Here is a 19,086-nt window from a genome sequence, read left to right as displayed (position 1 = left end):
TTAGCTGACTTGGATAGCGAGTTTTGCGGCAAAGCCCAGCAGGACGACGCCCGACCACATACGGAAACGGTCATAGCGCCCCTGCGTCAGAAAACGTGGGCGGAGCTTGTCCGCCAAAAGGGCATAGGTGCTGAGCGACAGGATGGACAATGCGCAATAGGTCAGAACCAGCACAATTGATTGAGGCCAAAGTGCGCTGTTGGGGTCGAGAACCTGCGGGAAGAGCGCGAGATAAAACAGCAGTGCCTTCGGATTTGTCACTGCCAGCAAAAATGCCTCTGCAAACAACGCGCGGGCGGGCACCGCAGCGGCGGCCTGAGAGCCTAAAGACAGGGTCTCTCTCCTGATCAACAGTTTGACGCCGAGCCAAGCCAAATAAGCCACGCCGACCCACTGAAAGAGAGACCAGAGCAAACCTGACGCCATCACAAAGGACGAGATGCCCGCTGCACAGAATACGCCACCTACAGCCAGACCCAAGGCATTGCCAACTATTGTGGGCGCAACTTGTGTCAGGCCCAATTGCATCGCACGCCGCACCGTATTCAGGTTCGCCGGACCTGGTGTGACAATGTTCACGGCGGAGATTGTCGCAAAGGATACCCAAAGTGCCCAGTTCATGATCTCTCTTAGAGTTTGGATGTGTTTCCGGGCCAAAGTACAACTTGCGTGGGGCAGAGTGTTTTCTGAATAGAAGGCAGATAGACGATTTTGTACGTGAAAAGGGAGGCAATTTGGGCTAAACACATCAGTATGGAAGATGTGCTGGATGAGCTTGATCGCGCCATTCTCACCGCGTTGGTGAATGATGCGCGCATCAGTTGGAAAAACCTCGCTGCCGAAATGGGTGTCTCTTCGCCAACAATCCGCGATCGCGTCCGGCGTTTGCAGGACAGAGGTATTGTTCAAGGGTTCTCGGTTGAGGTCTCACCAGCAGCCTTAGGTTACTCCCTTGAGGCCGTTGTTCGATTTCGGCCGCTGCCCGGAAAACGCCATCTGCTGGAGCAGCAGATCCAAGACACGGATCGGATCGTTCAGTGCGACAAGGTCACCGGTGAAGATGGTTTTGTGGCCCGCCTACTGCTGAAAGACATTGGAGAACTGGACCCACTGCTTGAGACATTCGGGCGGATGGCCACAACGAATACCTCGGTCGTTAAGTCGAGCCCCGTCAGAATGCGCGCCCCTCCGTTATAGAGCCTTAGCAGCCATTGGAATGATCGAGCCGAAGGCTCGCATTGTCCGCGATATGTGAGTTCGACGAAGCCCGGAGTTCGCGCTTGCAGCGAATGACTGCAAAATGGGCTGCGACTGCAGCATCTGGGTTTGCGGCTCAATGTCCGCAGTGGGCCGAAGTCAGAACACGAATAGCTATTCAAGCAAAAATGAATTGGCCTGCACTGCGATATCCATTGGTCCGAACCAAGGTGCATGTGCATCTCCGGGCAGTAACTGCAGCCGAGCACCTGGGATCGAGCGTGCCAACCATTGCCCGTGATCAATTGGAACGGCGCGGTCTTCCTGGCGATGCAGTACAAGAGTCGGGACATCGACTTTGGGCGCATCGAGTTTGGCATCAATCTGCCAACTCAGTTCCAGCATCGAAGCTGCCTGTTCTGGGTCCGCAGCAGCGCGTTGCTGGGCCGCAAAACGATGCCTGTCTCCCGCATCCGCCGAAGGCACGAAGATATCCGCGAGCGCGCGCGATCCGACGCCCCAATGCCTTCGGATCAGCGCCAGCAGCATTGCTTGCGATTCCGGGGGAGCCAAATCCTTGCCCGAGCCATAGGAGCCATAGAAGCAAATGCGTTCAACCTTTGCGGGGTGCGCAACGGCGTATCGGATGGCCACAGGCCCCGCCGCCGAGATCGCCACAAGTGAAAAACGATCGGTGCCAAGCGCCTCGACCATATCCTCCAGCAACGCGACCTCATCCTCCAGCGTCTCGTTTGGATGCGCATCACAGCTAAGGCCCGAGCCCGGGCGGTCATAACGTAATATGCGTAACCCTTTACCCAGGGTCAGAAAGAACTCCTGGATTTCCGGATTATCATGCCACAGGTCAGACGCGGTTACCCAGAAAGGAGGGAGTATGACCAGCGGGCCGTCGCCGTGAACCGCATATCCGATAGAGCGGCCTTTTCGGTCCGTTACATAGCCGATCTCGGGCGCTCTTGTTTCATGGCCGGAGTTGGGCACAGGGTGTTGAGGATCGCCGGACGGCGCATCCACTTGTCCGTCAAAGCGATACCCGATCTTCGGTAGCGTGCGAATAAACCGCTGCGAGCGCCCATTATCGCCGATGGCCTTTCGCGCGCTTTTGATTCGACTGGTAATCGCATCGTCCGAAATCGCCCGCCCACCCCAGATTTGCGCGACGATCTCGTCTTTGGTGACGGTCCGCCCTTCGGCCTGAACCAAAAGAACCAAAAGATCAAAGACCTGAGGTTCTATATGCTGCGCGACCTCATCGCGCACCAGCGTGCGCCGGTCGATGTCCAGAGTGCAGTTGGAAAAGGTGTAGATCATAGCCTTCCAACCTCAGACATCTTTGGGTCGGCCCTGCGCAGAGCATTCTGGAGACCTGAAAATCCAGCGTTTCTTCATTGCTTCTCCAGACCTCCGCCAAGTGCACAACGCCAAACCCCGACATGGTTTCTGCGTCACCTAGCAGAGAGAAAAATCATGTCTTTGTATAATAAACATATCCTTCCCCGCATTGTCGATTGTGGCTGTGGTGGGCGCGCCTTTGAAGGGCAACGCAAACGCATCGTTCCCAAGGCGCAAGGCGTCGTTCTGGATTTGGGCATTGGCACGGGGCTGAACATTCCGCTTTACGATGCGGGTCGCGTTACGAAACTCATCGGGCTGGACCCCTGTCAGAGCAGCTTGGACATGGCATGGAAACTGGCTGATCAGTCAAGCATTCCGGTCGAACTGGTGCAGGGCTTCGGTGAGGATATGCCACTTTCGGATAGCTGCATCGACACCGTGGTGCTGACCTATACGCTTTGCACCGTTCAGGACGTATCAGCCGTGCTGAGCGAGGTCCGGCGTGTGCTGCGCGCAGATGGCGAGGTGTTGTTTTGTGAGCATGTCAGCGCACCGACGCCATGGATTTCTCGCGTTCAGGATATCGTTGAACGACCCTGGGCCTCGCTGCTGGGCGGCTGCCAGTTGAACCGCCGCGCGGCCACCGAATTGCGATGCGCGAAGTTTCGTGTCGATGCAGACACCTTCAAGCTTGGCGGCGTCCCGTTCCCAATCGCTTGGCAAACAACCGGGCACGCCCGACCGTTGAAGCCCGGCGAACGTCCTGACCGCTGCCCGACAGGCCCCGATCTTCATCTGTCCATCTAGTCCCCTATCTGGAGCAAGTTTCATGACCATAAACGTATCCACCGACTATTTTCCCTGTATTGATCAAGGCACCGGAGCCCCTATGTTGTTCGTCCACGGTGCGGCCTGCGATCACCGAATCTGGCTGCCTCATGTGCGGCACCTTTCGCGGCGGTACAGATGTATCGCTCCGACCTTGCGGTGGTTCGGACAATACCACTGGCCGAAAACCGCGTTGGAGTTCAGAGAGAAAACCCATGCGGATGATCTTGCCTCTCTCATCGAATGCCTTGATTGCGGCCCGGTCTTTGTTGTGGGCTGGTCCTATGGCGCGAATGTCGCCCTGCGCCTGAGCGTCGACCGGCCTGACTTAGTCTCGGGCGTTGCGGTCTATGAACCGAGTTCAACAAGTCTTGTCAGCGCACCCCTGGATATCGCGATGCACCAATTGAGTATGCAGGAAACCTTTTTTCCCGTCGCGGAGGCCGCCGCAGCGGGCGACAGACTGAAAGTGTTAAAAGCCTTTATCGGCGCTGTGGGTGGGCCTGAAGCACTCGGAAAGCTTCCGCCGAACCTTCGCCACATTTGTTTAGACAATGCGCATACGCTGATCCCCTTGCTCAGTGCCAAGCATCGCTTTATTTCGGTGACAGCCGCTGAACTTGAAACGTTGCGGATGCCGTTTCATGTGGCTTGGGGTGAGCAATCAGGAGATGTCTGGACAATCCCAAGCAAGGCGGTCACCCGTCTCAAGAACGTAGTTGGTCACCCAATTCCCGGAGCTGATCACATCTGGCCAGCAAAGGACGCAATGGCTTTCCGGTCCTGGTTGGACAGGGTACTTAATCAGGGTTCCCAAAATTAAGCTCACTTTGCAGCCGCAGCGAATGTCCGCAAAGCAGGCTGCAACCGCAGCGTCTGAGATATAGGTCGAGTGACCGCAAGGGGTCGAAATCTGCTTGCGGAATGCAAATGGTTGTTTCGGCATGTTCGTTCATTGCTTCGTGTTCTCAAATTACTCGGTCATTCTTGTTTGGCCTAAACATCCAAATGTCGGTTTAGAACTCTTGGGATGGACGGCTAATACCTACTGTGATCCTATGCTGTCGCAGTTCATGGGCATTCAATGCGATCAGCTTCGTATATTGTAGGTATTTTGATAGCCATTGCCGCTAGCATTGGCCTTTATTTGGTTTCTTACCAGTACTTCGTTTCGGAGGAGCTTTCGAAAGCTCAGGGCCGGCTCTCTCTTTACCAAAGCTCGGTAAACAGCGAACTCGAACGGTTTTCCCACCTCACATATGTTCTGTCACAAGATTCCTTTGTAGTTGGAACAGCCGAAGGAGACGGCACCGGAACCTTAAACCGACGCCTCGAGGACTTTGCAGAGCAGGCGGGGTTGGATGCTATCTACCTGATGGACGAAGACGGGATCACGATTTCCGCATCGAACTACCGCGACACAGGGAGCTTTGTTGGCCAGAACTACGCTTTCCGCCCGTATTTCCAAAGTGCCATTTCTGGCGAACAGGGCCGTTTCTATGCCATCGGTGCGACGACTGGTCTGCCAGGATACTTCATCGCCAACGCAGTGCTTGACGACCAGGGAACTTCAACTGGCGTCATAGCGATTAAGATCGATTTTTCTAGTCTTCAGGATAGTTGGAAAAACTCGGGCGAACAGGTTCTTTTGGCCAATGAAGACGGCGTCGTTTTGCTTTCTTCGAACTCGGATTGGCAATATCGCGCGTTGACACCATTGTCAGAACCACAGCAAAAACGGATTCGAGATGCCAAGCAGTTTCCGGGGCAAGACTTGGATGCGTTGGATTGGGTTGAGTTGCCGGGAGGGCAGGCCAGAATTGCGGGGACGAAGCGCTTGCATCTGGCGGCTACGGATTTGCCTCATGGCTGGTCGCTTCACTATTTTGCAAATGATGATCAGGCCGTAGCGCGCAGTTGGCTTGTAACTGCAATTTTTGTTCTTTTGGCGGGGCTCACATTTATCTTCTTCCAGATACAACGCGCGAGACGCGTAGGTGCTGCCTTGGCGAGATCTGAAGAGGAAGAGGCAAAGCTGCGCGAGGCAAACGAACGGCTTGCCATCGAAATCGACGACCGCAAGACAGCCGAGAGGAGCCTCAAACGCACCCAGAGCGAGTTGGAGCGCGCAAGCCGACTGGCGGCTCTGGGGCAACTCTCCGCGTCTGTCACACATGAATTGGGCCAGCCCATCGCTGCGATGCGCAATCACCTTGTGGCAGCAGAGATCTCATCTTCCGGTGAGACCAAGCTACCGCAAAAAATCGGAAGCCTCGTCGACAGGATGGAAGGGATCACGCGCCAATTGCGGTTCTTTGCACGGTCAGAGAATGAGGCGTTCGACGACGTAGACTTATGCACTTCGGTCAATGCCGCTATGGCTCTGGTTGCGCCAAACATCGAGCAGGGCAGGGTGAAAATCTCATTTGATGCGCCGACCAGTTCGGTCTTTATCCGGGGCAGTGCCCTGCGGATCGAACAGGTCATCACCAATCTTTTGCGCAATGCTATAGATGCAACGGAGGGTGCGGATGCGCCTGAAATCCAAATCGCTATCAAGGCTTCTGATGATGAGGCAGTGTTGGAAATTCAGGACAACGGTCACGGGTTGGGCGAGGCAACGCTGGCTGAGTTGCAAGAGCCATTCGTAACCACAAAAGAGAGCGGACGGGGCATGGGCTTAGGACTGGCGATTTCTACCAGCATTGTCAAAGATCACGATGGCACAATGACGGCCCGAAATCGTGATGACGGCGGAACAATTTTTCGTGTCAGCTTCCCGATAGCCTCAATTAATGAAGAAACGAACGAATGACTCAGCAGCAACCCTTCAAAGTTCTGGTCGTTGACGATGACAAATCAATGCGACAGTCCCTTGTCGAGTTGCTCGAAGCCGCCGGCTGGACAGTTAGCGCCTTGCCACGTGCGACACAGGTGACGGAACATCTGGCCAACGCCTCGCCCGATGTCATTTTGTCCGATGTGCGTATGCCGGGTATGTCTGGGCTTGAATTGCTGGCCAGTCTGGACAGGCATGTGGCGCCTCCGGTGGTATTGATTTCGGCGCATGGTGACATTCCCATGGCGGTTCAGGCCATACAGGACGGGGCGTATGGGTTCATCGAAAAGCCATATGAACCACGTCGATTGCTTACGGTGCTAAGGCACGCGGCTGAACAGAACCGGATGCGAAGAAGTAATGCCCGCCTCAAAGATCGGCTGTTCAAACTGTCGGGCCTTGACCGCATCCTGCTGGGCCAAACAGACACCATTACAGACTTGCGACAAGACGTACTTGATCTTGCTGATACATCGGTTGCGGTTTTGTTGAAGGGGGATACGGGCACTGGGAAAGAGCTGGTAGCTCATGCTTTACATGATTTGGGCCGTTCGCCCGAGGCACCGTTTCTGGCGCTGAATTGCGCCGCATTGTCGGCTGATACGTTTGAGGCGGAAATGTTCGGCGTCGTGGGCGAATCCGACGGAAGGCTTGTGGCAGCATCAGGTGGGACCTTGTTTCTGGATGAAATCTGCTCATGCCCACCAGCGGCTCAGGCCAAGCTATTAAGGGTCATCGAAGATCAGCAGGTGCTACCGGTGGGGGCTGTGTTGCCGGTGCCGGTAAGTTTCAGGGTCTTGTCAGCAACCAACGAAGACGTTCAATTGGCCGCCGAGGAAGGCCGCCTGCGTCAGGATCTATTGTTTCGATTGAATACTGTCGTCCTGTCCTTACCTCCGCTACGGCAAAGACGGGATGATCTGGTTCTGTTGGCAACGCATTTCTTGAGCGAATATGCGCAGGTTTATGAGATTGACGCGCCAGAGCTTGATCAGGACGATTTAGTCGCTCTGCTTGCACATAGCTGGCCCGGGAATGTACGTGAATTGCGCCATGTCTGCGAACGGCGTATTTTGGCGGCCCGACGCGGAGGAGGGTCGGTGGCGCAGGCTATCCAAAGCGATCAGCATTTCGACGAAGTGCCGGATACGCTGCGCGAAGCGGTTGCCGCTTTTGAACGTGAACTCATCGGCAAAGCGATCAAGGCACACAAAGGTCGCATGGATGCCGCCGCCGAAGCGCTTGGGATTGGCCGTCGGACACTCAACGAAAAGATCGTCAAACTCGGTCTCGATAAAGAGGCGCTCTTGTAAGCGAAACTACTCTGCGGATATCCGCAGGGGCTCCGAAGCTTCACGCGCGTTTTCCTTCATAGGCAGGCTGCTGCGCATCCTGAATACTCTGCCCAAACACATTGCGTGATCTGGGAGGAGCCATTATGCGCAAACATCTTAACCGGGCGGCCATCGCCGCCCTGTCGCTGACCGTTGCATCCGAAGCACTGGCTGTCGAATGGAACGTTTCCCTGTGGGGCAAGCGTCGCGCCTTTACCGAACACGTCGAAAAACTTGCCGAACTGGTGAGCGAAAAAACGGGCGGTGAGTTCACACTCAACATCAGCTATGGCGGTTTGTCGAAGAACAAAGAAAACCTCGATGGGATTTCGATCGGTGCGTTTGAAATGGCCCAATTCTGCGCAGGCTATCACCGCGACAAGAACCCCTCGATCACTGTCTTGGAACTGCCGTTTCTGGGCGTGACATCCCTTGAACAAGAAGTCGACCTGTCGATGGCCGTTTATCAACACCCGGCCGTTGTTGAGGATCTGGCCCGCTGGGACGCGACTCTGCTGATGCCATCGCCGCTGCCGCAGTACAACCTTGTTGGCGTCGGTGAGGCGCCGAAATCTCTAACCGATTTTGAAGGTCTGAGCGTAAGGGCGACAGGTGGAATCGGCAAGGCGATGGAGACTGTTGGGGCGGTTCCGACATCAATGTCTGCATCCGAAGTGCGCCAGGCAATGGACAGCGGCATCGTCAAAGCGGTCAGCTTTGCGCCACATGCGCATATGTCCTTCGGCACCATTGAAAATGGCACTTGGTGGACGACGAACCTCAATCCCGGCACCGTCAACTGCCCTGTCGTGGTGAACACGCTGGCGCTGGAAGATCTGTCTGACGAACACCGCGAAGCGCTTCTGGGATCGGTGGAAGAGGCTCTGGATCACTACGTGAGCCACTACCAGACAAAAACGATGGAAGCGTGGGGCCCAGAGTTGGATCAACGCGGCATCGAGCGGGTCACTTTCAGCGATGAAGAAATTGCAGCGTTCAAAGAAGCCGCTGCCGCCCCCGCGGCCGAGGCCTGGATTGCAGAAAACACCGAGCGCGGCCTGCCAGCACAAGAGCTCTATGACCTTGTGACTGGCAAGATCGCAAACGGTAGCTAATCCACTCACAAGCCCGGCGTCGGCCAAGCTGGCGTCGGGTGCCTTTTTTCCTGACAGCGGAGTACAACGATGGCCGGGTCATCCCTGGTGCTGTCCGACGACAGCCGTCTTAGCATTCTCGATCAACGTCTCTACAAACTGGAGAGCTTTCTGGCGCTGATCAGCGGTCTTGCAGTGTTCTCGCTGATGGTCATGGCCGTGGTCTCCGTTGGTGGCCGAAATTTTGCCAATGCGCCACTTCCCGGTTACGTGGACTGGATCGAGCAGGCTATGCCGTTGATCGCCTTCATGGGGATTTCTTATGCGCAGCGTGATGGCGGCCATATCCGAATGGATATGGTTGTTGGAGCGCTCAGAGGCCGGATGCTCTATATCGTTGAGTTCATCACGACCGCCGTCATTCTGGCGCTGATCGTCTTGCTGATCTGGGGGAGCTGGGCGCATTTCGCACGCAGCTTTGACTTTGGCGCTCCACTCTGGAGCCGCGACAGCTCCATCGACATAGGTATCCCGCTATGGCCGGCAAAGCTGTTGGCGCCTTTCGCCTTTAGCGTGCTTGGCCTGAGACTTGTTCTGCAACTCTGGGCCTACGGTCGTGCGATCAAGCAAGCTGATCAGGCACCTATTGCCGTCCCACTAATAGCCGATGCAGCCACTCAAGCTGCAATGGAAGCCGAGCACGTCTCGGGCCACGACAACTGAGGTTAAATCTGATGGAACCCATTGATATTGGTCTGATCGTCTCGGGCGGTATGCTTGTTCTTGTGGTGTTGGGGATGCGTGTGGCGTTTGCCGCCGCGACAGCAGGCATGGTTGGTCTGATCTGGATCTTCTGGGCCAAGTTTGGGTATGACCCGGCGCGGTTCGGCAAGGCTGTGACTGTGGCCGTCAAAACAGCAGGGCAGGTGCCGCACTCCAAGATTTCAAGCCAGGCGTTGAGCCTTATCCCGACCTTTATCCTGATTGGTTACCTCGCCTATTACGCGGGCCTGACCAAGGCGCTGTTCGAAGCCGCGAAGCGTTGGCTGGCATGGGTCCCGGGCGGGTTGGCGGTTTCGACCGTTTTCGCAACCGCTGGGTTTGCGGCGGTATCCGGGGCCTCGGTCGCCACATCCGCTGTGTTCGCCCGTATCGCCATCCCCGAGATGCTAAGGATCGGCTACGACAAGCGTTTTGCTGCAGGTGTTGTCGCTGCAGGCGGTACGCTCGCCTCGCTCATCCCACCTTCGGCCATTCTGGTCATCTACGCGATTATTGTCGAGCAGGACGTGGGCAAATTGCTGTTGGCCGGATTCATCCCGGGCATGTTCTCGGCGGTAATTTATGGCTTGCTGATCATTGGCATGGCCGTCGTGATCAAAGGATTTGGTCCCGCAGTCACCGGGTTCACATGGAAAGAACGTTTCCTCTCGTTGCCGCCTGCATTGCCCATCGTGATTGTCGTCGTCACCATCATCTTCTTTGTCTACAACCCGTTCGGCGGCGATGCCTGGGGTACGCCAACCGAAGGCGGCGCGATTGGAGCATTTGTGGTGTTCCTGATGGCGCTGTATCGGGGCATGCGCTGGTCCGAACTCAAAGACGCGCTTTTGGAGACCGCCAAGCTGAGCGTCATGATTTTCACGATCATCTGGGGCGTTTTGGTTTACGTTCGTTTTCTTGGTTTCGCCGAGTTGCCAAGTGCATTCTCAGACTGGATCACATCGCTTGAGATGTCTCCGATGCTAATCCTGATCTGTATTCTTCTGGCATACGCTGTGCTGGGCATGTTCATGGATGCGATAGGTATGCTGCTGCTGACGTTGCCGGTAGTTTACCCCGCCGTCATGGCGTTGAACGGTGGTGAAGCCGTAAGTGCAGCCGAAAGTACCTTCGGTATGTCCGGACCTATGTGTGCCATCTGGTTTGGCATTCTGGTTGTCAAAATGGCTGAGTTTTGCCTGATCACCCCACCTATTGGGCTGAATTGCTTTGTCGTGGCCGGCGTTCGTGATGACCTAAGCGTTCAGGATGTTTTTAAAGGTGTAACGCCTTTCTTTCTGGCGGATGCTGCAACCATCGCGATGCTCGTTGCCTTCCCTGCTATCGTCCTATGGCTTCCTGCTCAGGTTTGAAACACATGGAATGGTTTTGGAGTGCGGTATGCCGGTGCAGCTAGGCTCAGGACACATAGCCAATAGATGACCAAAGCGGCGAGAGCGATTGCTGAGAGGAAGACTTTGGGGCACCTGTCGTACCGTGTCGCCACACAGCGCCAGTCCTTCAATCTGCCAAACATGATCTCGATACGATTGCGGCGTTTGTAGCGGCGCTTGTCGTATCGGACAACTGTTTTGCGCTGTTTGCGGCCTGGGATGCACGTGCGTAGGGGATTTTATGGATCGCTCGAACCGGAGCGCCTTGGCGTGACCTGCCCGATGATTTCGGCGAATGGCCAAGTGTATGTCACCGGTTCCGACGCTGGATGCTGGCTGGGTTGTGGGAGCAGATCATGGATGCCCTGAACGGGAGCATGCCCGTCTGGCGAGATGCCAGACGGCGTGTGTCCGACGTCAGCGGGAACAGACAGCTTCGCCGTCTGATCTACAGATCTGACCTGATTTTCGGAAGAGAAGTCAGATCGAATAAACGGTCTGCGGGAGTATCAAAACGGGGGCGTTGGGTCAGTTTATGACGCAAAGGTCAAATTCGTCAGACGTGCAACATTCACTGCCAGGCGACACATAATTTTGCCACTTCCACTCATCCAAGGCATTGATTTTAAACGAACGCGATTTTCTTTGACACACAAGTCTTGCCATTTGCGACTCAAAGGCCTTCCATCCCTTCAGAAGAACCAGGCAGGCATCTCTGACTTGCGAGCCAGAAAGCGACGACTTCGATCTCTTCTTTAGGTTCGCTTCAGTGCACTACATTCGGGGTGATCGACTGAAGAGGTAAAGTCGCTTCGAACGAAGTATTTAACGCTGATGGCCAGCTCAGCCATCTTTTGGGAAAGGAAGCATTCTGAATGATCTCAGCCATCGGCAAGGTAATATCCCAGCTTTCAGCTCTTGCTTCGACTTCGTTCCTGATCATAGTTTTTGCCAATAGAGCTTGGTCCGACTCTGTTGTGCCGCAAATCATGCTGACCGATAAACTTGTAGAAAGCATTGAAACCCTGCGCAGAACAGACACCGTTTTCGCGTCGGGCTACAAAGAGTTGCTGGCGGGTGCCGAGACCTATCTTCAAAGACCAACGATTGTAGACACGCTCAAAGCGCGCGACTCCACGTTGCAATCGGGATTTGTAGGGTTTGACCAAAAGCCGGTTGAGCGTCTAACGACCTTGGGCATGGCTTGGAGATTAACCCGTGACAAGCGATATGCTGAACGAACTAAACTGGAGCTTATGCAGCTGGCGGATTTGGAGACTTGGCATCCAGAGCACTTTCTGGGCTTAAGCAGAGTAACGTTGGCCGTTGCACTCGGCTACAGTTGGATCAGTGAAACACTTGATGAAGGCGAACACGCTGTCATCAGATCCGCACTCATCGACAAAGCGTTGAACGAGGCCTCTAAGATTTATGAGTTGGACAAGGCATACTTCGACAAGGGTTGGGTTGTGCCGCAACGTTGGATGCATCCGACACCGGTTCCAAGGTCTTTACCTGATGGCACCGCAACTGCAGATATCACCTGGCCAGTTGCGTCGTTTAACTGGAATATCATCTGCAATACCGGAATGATCGTTGCGGCACTTGCGATTTCTGACGCTGAGCCAGAGTTTGCGGACCAGATTGTCAATAATGCTCAGACCTCTCTCCGAAATGGATTTGCCATGTTTGCTCCGGATGGAGCCTGGTCAGAAGGCCCAATGTATGGTGCGTTGTCCGCGCGGGATGTGGCAATAGCGATTACATCTTTGGAATCCGTCCGTGGACATGATTTTAACTTGTCCAGAACGGACGGATTGGCGAATTTTGGCGACTATCTTACCCATGTAACGGCACCGAGCGGTATGTTATTCAACTACGGTGATAGCGACACAACCACTGATTTGGTCGCCTTGACTTGGCTTGCGTCACATTTCAACCGGCCTGATTACAACCGACGTACTCCGAATTCCAAACCCTCATCACACATTGCGCTGGACTTGATCTGGCGACAAGAATCCAAGGCGAGGCCCGTCGACGGGCGTCAAAACGCGTTTTGGTTCGGTGGGCTTGGGCTTGTGACAATGCGATCCGCATGGGACGATCCAACAGCAACTTTTATCGGCTTTAAGGCCGGGCCCCTGCGTAGCCACCACAACAACCTTGATGCAGGCACATTTGTTCTTGAGACAAATGGAGTGAGATGGGCAACCGACCTAGGGATTGGCAACTACCATCTGCCCGGATATTTCACGAACAAACGCTTTGATTATTATCGCACTGCCACGATTGGTCAGAACACGCTGGTTTTTGGGTCGGCAAACCAGAAAACGACAGGTCGCGCTCAGATCGAAGAGTTTGGACAGTTCCCTGATTTTACCTTTGCAATCGCGGACCTTTCAGAACCCTATGATCGGCCCATCGGTACCGTAAAGCGCGGCATCGCACTTATTGATGCAGAGACAGTTTTGATCCAAGACGAGATAGCAGGACACCACGCAGACCCGGTATCCTGGACCATGCATACCGAAGCAATGGTCGACATCAATGGGCAAACCGCGATTCTGCAGAAGGATGGGCAGGAACTACGGGCACATATTCTTTCACCGCCTGAAGCCGCGTTTTCCTTGCGTTCGGCAAATCCATGCGAAACGCCATACAACTCGGACTGTGCCGATCAGAACCCCAATGCCGGTGTTAGCAGATTGATGATCGATTTGCAGGCTCAAGACTCAGGCGCGTCGCAAACTATCGCAGTTCTGTTTGAGAACGCCTCGGGCAAAGCTGAAAATACGGTGATTCCATTGAGCGAATGGCGATTGAAAGCCACTTTGTCGGAAAATGACCGATAGAGGCAGATCCGCATTCCCGGCTCTCCATGTTTTTGGCGGTTGATTGGCGATTTCATATCGTTTTGCTTCAAATTGCTTATTGACCGCTTATGGTGGTTACAAGGCAGCCTAGGGTATATCGGCCATGACACAGTCACCGCATTTTTGGACCCGCAGGCGTCTATTGATAGCAGGAGGCATGCTGGGCGCGTGTGAAGTCCTCAAACCCACGGTGACGTATGCGTTCTCGCCCGAGGAACCTTTACTTATTGAGCCTGGTTGGAGGGAACCGATGTCAACTACCGCATTGACGGGTATGCTAAAGTCACCCGAGCCAGGCTTTATGCTAGCGATATGCGCGGCGCAGATTTAGACGGCTGGCCGGATGATATGAGCTACGCGACTCTCGTTTTGTCTTCACAGGCTCAGAAAACTTTCAAAGGTTTGGACCTGTCCGGGCTAGGTGACGAGATGCAACCGGATCGGGTTGTCACCGCTGATGATTTGGACAAGGCCGGACTGGTGGCAACCGGGTTCTTCAATACTGACCTGTTCTGTAAGCCCGGAACTGTACCGTTGTATTTGGGACAACCAATTGCGTTACTGATCTAAGACGACCTGGCAACCTTCCAGCGTGCTCAGCATTTTCTGGTAGGTAATGATGCCATTTTTGCATTGGGCGACGCACTGCCTCCTGCCGAAGAAACTCCATATGGTGCGTACCGCTTTACTCGCTTAGCGGGAGATAGCCCTTTTGGACCAGATGTATACTCACCCGTGCTGGATGGTTGGGTCGGTCCGCGCCGGTTTCGCGATACCGAAGCCCCGGTCTGGGCGAATGCCGACGCAACAGGTAACGCACCCGCACGGGCGAGTTTTTACGGCGACCAGATCAGAGCCGATCTTGCGGCGACCAAGATACTTGAAGCATATGATGACTGCAGGATCAGCCAGATTGAGCTCCGTGCATTTTTGTTAACTCGACAAGCACTTGGACAGCTTGAAGTCGATAGCTCCAGCGTCAATTTCTGGTTTGCTCGGGAATTCACGACGTTAATGCCTCTAGCCAAATTTTTGGTGGTGTTACGCGAGCCCCTAAGCTGGCTTGAGTCAGTTTTGGCGCATTTGCATCGAGACGCCACTGACGCAAGCATCCGGGGACTACCTTACCCTACCAGCTTCATGCGATTGGCCAGGGTCAGCAGTGTCTGCTACGATCCTTCAATGGTGCAAGATGCTGAAGTGTATAGAAAAGCATTGCCGGAACTCTCGCGTCAGCTGTTGCAATTCTGGATCAGTCATAACGAACGGATACTTGCTGTCGTGCCTCGAAACCGGCGCCTTGTATTGGGGACCGAGTATTTGTCAGTTTCCAACCACACGCTCAGCTCCTTCGCCGGAATCGAGCCGGGGATGCTAACTGCGAAAACCGGCCACCTACACAAGCGTCCTGATTCACCAAAGCTAAAGTACTCAGACTTGATTTCTAGCTCACTAGAACCACAGAAATCGCAGGCAATACTGATGTGGGCGAATATTCGAAAGCTTATCACTTTGGACAACTAAGATGGCTCTGTTGCAATCATTTGACAACGGTGACCTGTTTAAGCGATTGCAGAGCATTTAGGCGGCCAGTTCTGCGAATTGCCGAAACGGACGGAGACCGGGCGTGAACTGACCTTTGCGGATCATGTTCGCGATTTCGCTTCCGTCCAACGTTGCAGCCGCTGACGTTGTTGCCTGAGCTGACTGATTGCCCGGAGCCTCTTGAATAGTGATGATGATGGCTATAGCTGTGAATACTAATTGGTCCCGATTAAGTTGTCGTATGAAGAGGCCCGATACTTAGCCGAGCACGGACCAAGGTGAGCCGCACTTTTTTGGCAAAGCTGTGCCTTCTGAGACTGAATCGTCTTACCATCCGCGTTTCCTACGACTGTTTGTAGGTCCGCTTTGTGATGCCGTCCAAAGGGTGAATGCCCCCGCAGCGAACGACCGGTTTCCGCCCTCCGTACCGATTTCTATGTCGCTAAGCAGCATGTGCCGCAGTAGTTCCTGGAATGACCAAATCGGCAAACTTGGCCGAGAACCCACTATCAAATCCGCCGAATTTGGTGAAGGTTGCGTTCTTGCCCGACAAAAGTCGGTTTTCTAACCGGACAAGTTCCGATTCATACCGGACGACACAGCACAATGTGTGGAGTCCGGTCTGAAACCGAGTCTTTTCTATTTTCAACACACTGATAATACGACACTTTTCCGAAACTGTCCGTATAGAACCCCAACTTCATCCGGGTTAGATGCGAGTCTTATGGGCGTGAAGGCAAACAAAAGGCCGCAGGAAGCGGCCGGAAACAGCATAGAAATTTTGACTTTAGATTAGAGGCTTAGCAGTTCGGATGCCGGATATACCGGCAGGCCACCAGCATCTGGAGATGGATAAATCCCTACTTCATTGATGCGTTTCTGGAGATCGCTTTCCTCAATCTGCAACACACTCGCTGCACTGCGCACCGTTTGAAAACGCCCCAGAAACTGATCGAGAATTATGACGCTCACACTGTTCCGAATTCTCCGCCGGCAGCCGGATGGAGTTGGATAGCATGGCAGCAGGTTGAGTTTATTCAACTGTTTGAGTTCAGCGTATTCTAAGCCAAGCTGCCTGGTCAGATCATATGGTGTGATGTGTTCGCTGGTGAAGATGGGAAGCTTGGCAACAAGTGCAGACCTGAGAACACGAATGCCGGCAATGCCAACTTCGGTTTCATGTTGATACGAGCCAGCCAATTGGTCGGTCAGGATGAGCCGAATGACTTGCGGTGTGGTGCATCCGTAAGCAAAGCACGCTTGATGGATGCTGCAATAATCAGCGTTGTCAGCAGGGCTGTTGCCAGCAACATGCTCCTGAATCCGAGCCGAAAAGCCCTCAATACCTTCTCGCCGAAACCGCCGTTTCTTGTGGGCAGTGCTTCTGATCGGCCGAAGCAGACCGTCATTCACCAGCGCTTCAAACCCTTTTGTGCCAATGCCAAGAAGCTTAGCACCCTTGGTCGTATCCAGGCTTTTCACTAAGTCTTGGATGTGGGCCAAGCATTTTTGCATCTGAACCTTTAGGTTCTGTTGCTGAGGGTTTCCACCTTCGGGCAGTAATCCGTCACGTACCAGTGCCATCCTGATCCAGCTGTGGTGCCGATTTGCTGCCTTGGCAATCGCAACAATGTTGGCATCGACATATCGTTCAACACTGACCTCTTGCGAGATGCTGGTCAGACAAAAGTGGCTCTGATCGGCGCATAGCTGCCTCATCAACTCCCGAAAGAACGAACGTTCCTTTGGCTTGACGGACAGCAAAGCCCAGTTGTGCAGCCAGGTTTTGCTCAGCCGAAGACGATGCTTGCAGAGGGCCTTATCGACAGCCTCAAACACTGAGGACACACCTTGTTCAGTAATTGCAAAGCCAGCGTTGATCGCATTCCACTGCTGTTCACGAGTTTGATCATCTGGATGGCCGGCGCCCCATTTGACGAAATGCCCTAAACCGAGGCACCAACGCTCCACAACGTCGATCTGAACATCACCGATCCAATTGCACATTGGTTTATTACTTTCGATTTGGCAGATAGCGGCGCGCTCGAAGGGACTTTGACGCATGGGCTGCACATATCGTGGCAGCCGATCAAGCCAGCCGCGCTCGAAGCGGGCACGCATAATATGGTCATAGCAAGAGGTGTAGTCCGCATACGGCAACGGTATCAAAGCAACGTTGTGAATCGGACAGGTCTGTATTGGGCGAGGAAGCCAGTTTCGGCGGAGATGTAGCTGGGATTTGTCGGACGTTCCCGTCTCCAGCCAGCAAACCGGACAGATCGCAAGGTCTTGCTTGCGCAACGACCGCGTCAGGAACTGCTGACCGTGCAGGCGTGAGTAGGTTCGTGACAGCTGTTCTGGGCTGTTTTGCGTCAAGCTCGATCGCTCAGAAGCCGTAAGATCGGCCAAGCGATCAAGTTCGGTCTGACGGCCGGTGCAGACATTCGCCTTTGACAGTCCTGTCGCTGTACAGAATTCTTGTGTGGTGCTGGATGCGTTGTTGGCGGTGTTCCGGGCAAGTAGTGAGAATCCGGGTTCATCGGCTAGCGCCGATGTCTTTAATGGTAGAACTGTGATCATTTTTCTGCTCGTTGTTGGGCCGTCTTGTGCGACAGCTATTCTTGGGGTTTGATTTTTATGGTTTCGAAGTCGTCGTCGATAAACGGATTGAGTGCGGGAACGCAGTCTTCTTCTTGTCGGTAGCAGTCTTGGAAATGTGCGATGACAAGCTCATCTGCATCGCTCCGATATGCTTTTGATGCGGCACGCTGACACCAGACGCAGATTTCGCCAAAGGCATACATACCTGCGTGCATGAGACGTGCTGCGAAGTTCTGGGTCATGACGCTGGCACCCAAGGCGATACCAGTATTCTCAGCTACTATCTTCAATACCCGAATCGTCCGCGCGAGGTCTAACGCCGGATCAAAACTCGACATTCTGACCTTTCTGTAACGTCGATCCAACTGACCGTCTGATGCGAGGACATCGTCAAATTCGGGCATGCCAATCAGGATTGGAATGATCTGGCCAACGCGCGGCTTTACCAGCGATTTGAGAAAATCCTGCAGATCCTCTCGATCTTGTTTTCCCGTCGATCTGATGTGTTGGATTTCGTCGATCACCAAAATCTTGGTGTTAAGTTTAGCCATGTAATTGCGGCTCGAGCGCAGCATGGCTTCGGCGCTATCTTTCTGGCGGGCCGGCCAACCGAGCTCTTCTAACAGTGCCGCGCTGAGCGATTTCAATGTCGCTCTCGCTCCAAGGTCGAGTTTCAGAAATGGTCTTTCTGGGTCCCCTGCGTTGGTTTCGGCCATCCCGAGCGCCTCTAGTGCCTGCATAGTTCCCTCAGATTTTCCGGTTCCGGTCAGACCCAGAATGGCAATCCCGCGCGCCTCGAAACGTCGGCCGGATCTGGTTGCCATTACAAAGTCCTCGTACGTCTCTGTAATCCGCTCCCTGATCCGTTTGGCGTCGCGGCTGTCTATGAATATTGGACCGGCATTGGTCATAGTGGAAACATGATCAGACATCGTCGTTGTCCCCCTGCCACCAATCAGTGTCATAATCGAAACCACTATCCCCAGAGTCGGGTTTCGCTATCGGCGTGTCGTCTACATAAGACGGGGTGGCTTTCTCTGCGGCAACGTCTTGTTCGATGCCGGGTGCTGGCTCGCCTATTATGAAACCCAACCCGTCGTCAGCGCTCGGAAGCCCATCTAGTTGGTCAACAGTGTCATCGAAGATCGATAGGTGACCCAGCCCCTTGATCCGGGCCGTTTGGATGTAGAATCCGTTCCTGTTTCTTTCTCGTGTTTAGGTTGCGGTCAAGGCCTGCTGAGCGGAGCCGTTGCGTAGCTCAAG

At 54.2% G+C, this 19,086-nt stretch carries 15 protein-coding genes and 3 pseudogenes; 12 read left to right on the top strand and 6 right to left on the bottom strand.

Translation table 11 applies throughout. The features are described 5' to 3' along the window. Complete coding sequence (locus ACR0I7_RS16465) at positions 1 to 621, bottom strand: LysE family translocator (RefSeq protein WP_480512923.1); 621 nt, start codon at positions 619 to 621, stop codon at positions 1 to 3. 132 nt (positions 622 to 753) lie between these two features. On the opposite strand from ACR0I7_RS16465, the gene ACR0I7_RS16460 reads away from it, so the two are divergent. Beyond that, positions 754 to 1,197, top strand: coding sequence for an Lrp/AsnC family transcriptional regulator (locus ACR0I7_RS16460; RefSeq protein ID WP_480512922.1), 444 nt, complete (start codon positions 754 to 756; stop codon positions 1,195 to 1,197). A 174-nt stretch (positions 1,198 to 1,371) separates the two neighbouring features. Here the strand turns inward: ACR0I7_RS16460 and ACR0I7_RS16455 are convergent, their stop codons facing one another. Further along, on the bottom strand, positions 1,372 to 2,529 hold the full coding sequence (locus tag ACR0I7_RS16455; RefSeq protein WP_480512920.1) for an alpha/beta hydrolase: 1,158 nt from the start codon (positions 2,527 to 2,529) through the stop codon (positions 1,372 to 1,374). 156 nt (positions 2,530 to 2,685) lie between these two features. Here ACR0I7_RS16455 and ACR0I7_RS16450 point away from each other — a divergent pair, with 156 nt between their 5' ends. From ACR0I7_RS16450 to ACR0I7_RS16420, 7 genes are all read left to right on the top strand, one after another. Beyond that, entirely contained in the window at positions 2,686 to 3,360 is a 675-nt protein-coding gene (locus tag ACR0I7_RS16450; RefSeq protein ID WP_480512919.1) for a class I SAM-dependent methyltransferase, read from the top strand. 22 nt (positions 3,361 to 3,382) lie between these two features. Beyond that, complete coding sequence (locus ACR0I7_RS16445; RefSeq protein WP_480512917.1) at positions 3,383 to 4,204, top strand: alpha/beta fold hydrolase; 822 nt, start codon at positions 3,383 to 3,385, stop codon at positions 4,202 to 4,204. Positions 4,205 to 4,465: 261 nt separating this feature from the next. Beyond that, a complete protein-coding gene (locus ACR0I7_RS16440) occupies positions 4,466 to 6,196 on the top strand; it encodes a sensor histidine kinase (protein ID WP_480512915.1) in 1,731 nt (576 codons plus the stop codon). Beyond that, positions 6,193 to 7,533, top strand: a complete 1,341-nt coding sequence (locus ACR0I7_RS16435) for a sigma-54-dependent transcriptional regulator (RefSeq protein ID WP_480512913.1) — start codon at positions 6,193 to 6,195, stop codon at positions 7,531 to 7,533. The genes ACR0I7_RS16440 and ACR0I7_RS16435 overlap by 4 nt, the downstream gene beginning before the upstream one ends. A gap of 125 nt (positions 7,534 to 7,658) precedes the next feature. Further along, the gene (dctP, locus tag ACR0I7_RS16430) at positions 7,659 to 8,669 is read left to right on the top strand and encodes a TRAP transporter substrate-binding protein DctP (RefSeq protein ID WP_170640036.1); all 1,011 of its coding nucleotides are present in this window, start codon (positions 7,659 to 7,661) and stop codon (positions 8,667 to 8,669) included. A 69-nt stretch (positions 8,670 to 8,738) separates the two neighbouring features. Further along, on the top strand, positions 8,739 to 9,371 hold the full coding sequence (locus tag ACR0I7_RS16425) for a TRAP transporter small permease subunit (RefSeq protein ID WP_480512911.1): 633 nt from the start codon (positions 8,739 to 8,741) through the stop codon (positions 9,369 to 9,371). 11 nt (positions 9,372 to 9,382) lie between these two features. After that, positions 9,383 to 10,783 carry a TRAP transporter large permease gene (locus ACR0I7_RS16420; RefSeq protein ID WP_480512909.1) on the top strand — a complete coding sequence of 467 codons (1,401 nt, stop codon included), beginning with the start codon at positions 9,383 to 9,385 and terminating at the stop codon, positions 10,781 to 10,783. A gap of 56 nt (positions 10,784 to 10,839) precedes the next feature. Here ACR0I7_RS16420 and ACR0I7_RS16415 read toward each other — a convergent pair. Continuing rightward, positions 10,840 to 11,037, bottom strand: a pseudogene (locus ACR0I7_RS16415) (transposase); the annotation flags it as partial. Here ACR0I7_RS16415 and ACR0I7_RS16410 point away from each other — a divergent pair. From ACR0I7_RS16410 to ACR0I7_RS16395, 4 genes and pseudogenes are all read left to right on the top strand, one after another. Next, positions 11,038 to 11,175: pseudogene (locus ACR0I7_RS16410) on the top strand (transposase); the annotation flags it as partial. Positions 11,176 to 11,679: 504 nt separating this feature from the next. Next, a complete protein-coding gene (locus ACR0I7_RS16405) occupies positions 11,680 to 13,656 on the top strand; it encodes a heparinase II/III domain-containing protein (protein ID WP_480512907.1) in 1,977 nt (658 codons plus the stop codon). A 258-nt stretch (positions 13,657 to 13,914) separates the two neighbouring features. Continuing rightward, complete coding sequence (locus ACR0I7_RS16400) at positions 13,915 to 14,247, top strand: hypothetical protein (RefSeq protein WP_480512905.1); 333 nt, start codon at positions 13,915 to 13,917, stop codon at positions 14,245 to 14,247. Between the two features lie 165 nt (positions 14,248 to 14,412). After that, the gene (locus ACR0I7_RS16395; protein WP_480512903.1) at positions 14,413 to 15,201 is read left to right on the top strand and encodes a sulfotransferase; all 789 of its coding nucleotides are present in this window, start codon (positions 14,413 to 14,415) and stop codon (positions 15,199 to 15,201) included. Between the two features lie 57 nt (positions 15,202 to 15,258). Here the strand turns inward: ACR0I7_RS16395 and ACR0I7_RS16390 are convergent. From ACR0I7_RS16390 to ACR0I7_RS16380, 3 genes and pseudogenes are all read right to left on the bottom strand, one after another. Then, positions 15,259 to 15,366 (bottom strand): annotated as a pseudogene (locus ACR0I7_RS16390) (IS6 family transposase); the annotation flags it as partial. Between the two features lie 648 nt (positions 15,367 to 16,014). Further along, entirely contained in the window at positions 16,015 to 17,802 is a 1,788-nt protein-coding gene (locus ACR0I7_RS16385) for a TniQ family protein (protein ID WP_480512901.1), read from the bottom strand. A 35-nt stretch (positions 17,803 to 17,837) separates the two neighbouring features. Further along, positions 17,838 to 18,755: a TniB family NTP-binding protein gene (locus ACR0I7_RS16380; protein ID WP_480512899.1), complete on the bottom strand. Its 918-nt coding sequence runs from the start codon at positions 18,753 to 18,755 to the stop codon at positions 17,838 to 17,840. Positions 18,756 to 19,086 lie beyond the last annotated feature (331 nt).

It is taken from the genome of Ruegeria sp. AM1 (assembly GCF_056540745.1).
This window is presented reverse-complemented; position numbering and strand designations above follow the sequence as displayed.

Coding starts and splice junctions, on each gene's coding strand:
- ACR0I7_RS16440 (WP_480512915.1), top strand. CDS start 4,466: ATGCGATCAGCTTCGTATATTGTAGGTATTTTGATAGCCATTGCCGCT.
- ACR0I7_RS16460 (WP_480512922.1), top strand. CDS start 754: ATGGAAGATGTGCTGGATGAGCTTGATCGCGCCATTCTCACCGCGTTG.
- ACR0I7_RS16380 (WP_480512899.1), bottom strand. CDS start 18,755: ATGTCTGATCATGTTTCCACTATGACCAATGCCGGTCCAATATTCATA.
- ACR0I7_RS16435 (WP_480512913.1), top strand. CDS start 6,193: ATGACTCAGCAGCAACCCTTCAAAGTTCTGGTCGTTGACGATGACAAA.
- ACR0I7_RS16445 (WP_480512917.1), top strand. CDS start 3,383: ATGACCATAAACGTATCCACCGACTATTTTCCCTGTATTGATCAAGGC.
- ACR0I7_RS16425 (WP_480512911.1), top strand. CDS start 8,739: ATGGCCGGGTCATCCCTGGTGCTGTCCGACGACAGCCGTCTTAGCATT.
- dctP (WP_170640036.1), top strand. CDS start 7,659: ATGCGCAAACATCTTAACCGGGCGGCCATCGCCGCCCTGTCGCTGACC.
- ACR0I7_RS16465 (WP_480512923.1), bottom strand. CDS start 621: ATGAACTGGGCACTTTGGGTATCCTTTGCGACAATCTCCGCCGTGAAC.
- ACR0I7_RS16450 (WP_480512919.1), top strand. CDS start 2,686: ATGTCTTTGTATAATAAACATATCCTTCCCCGCATTGTCGATTGTGGC.
- ACR0I7_RS16405 (WP_480512907.1), top strand. CDS start 11,680: ATGATCTCAGCCATCGGCAAGGTAATATCCCAGCTTTCAGCTCTTGCT.
- ACR0I7_RS16385 (WP_480512901.1), bottom strand. CDS start 17,802: ATGATCACAGTTCTACCATTAAAGACATCGGCGCTAGCCGATGAACCC.
- ACR0I7_RS16420 (WP_480512909.1), top strand. CDS start 9,383: ATGGAACCCATTGATATTGGTCTGATCGTCTCGGGCGGTATGCTTGTT.
- ACR0I7_RS16455 (WP_480512920.1), bottom strand. CDS start 2,529: ATGATCTACACCTTTTCCAACTGCACTCTGGACATCGACCGGCGCACG.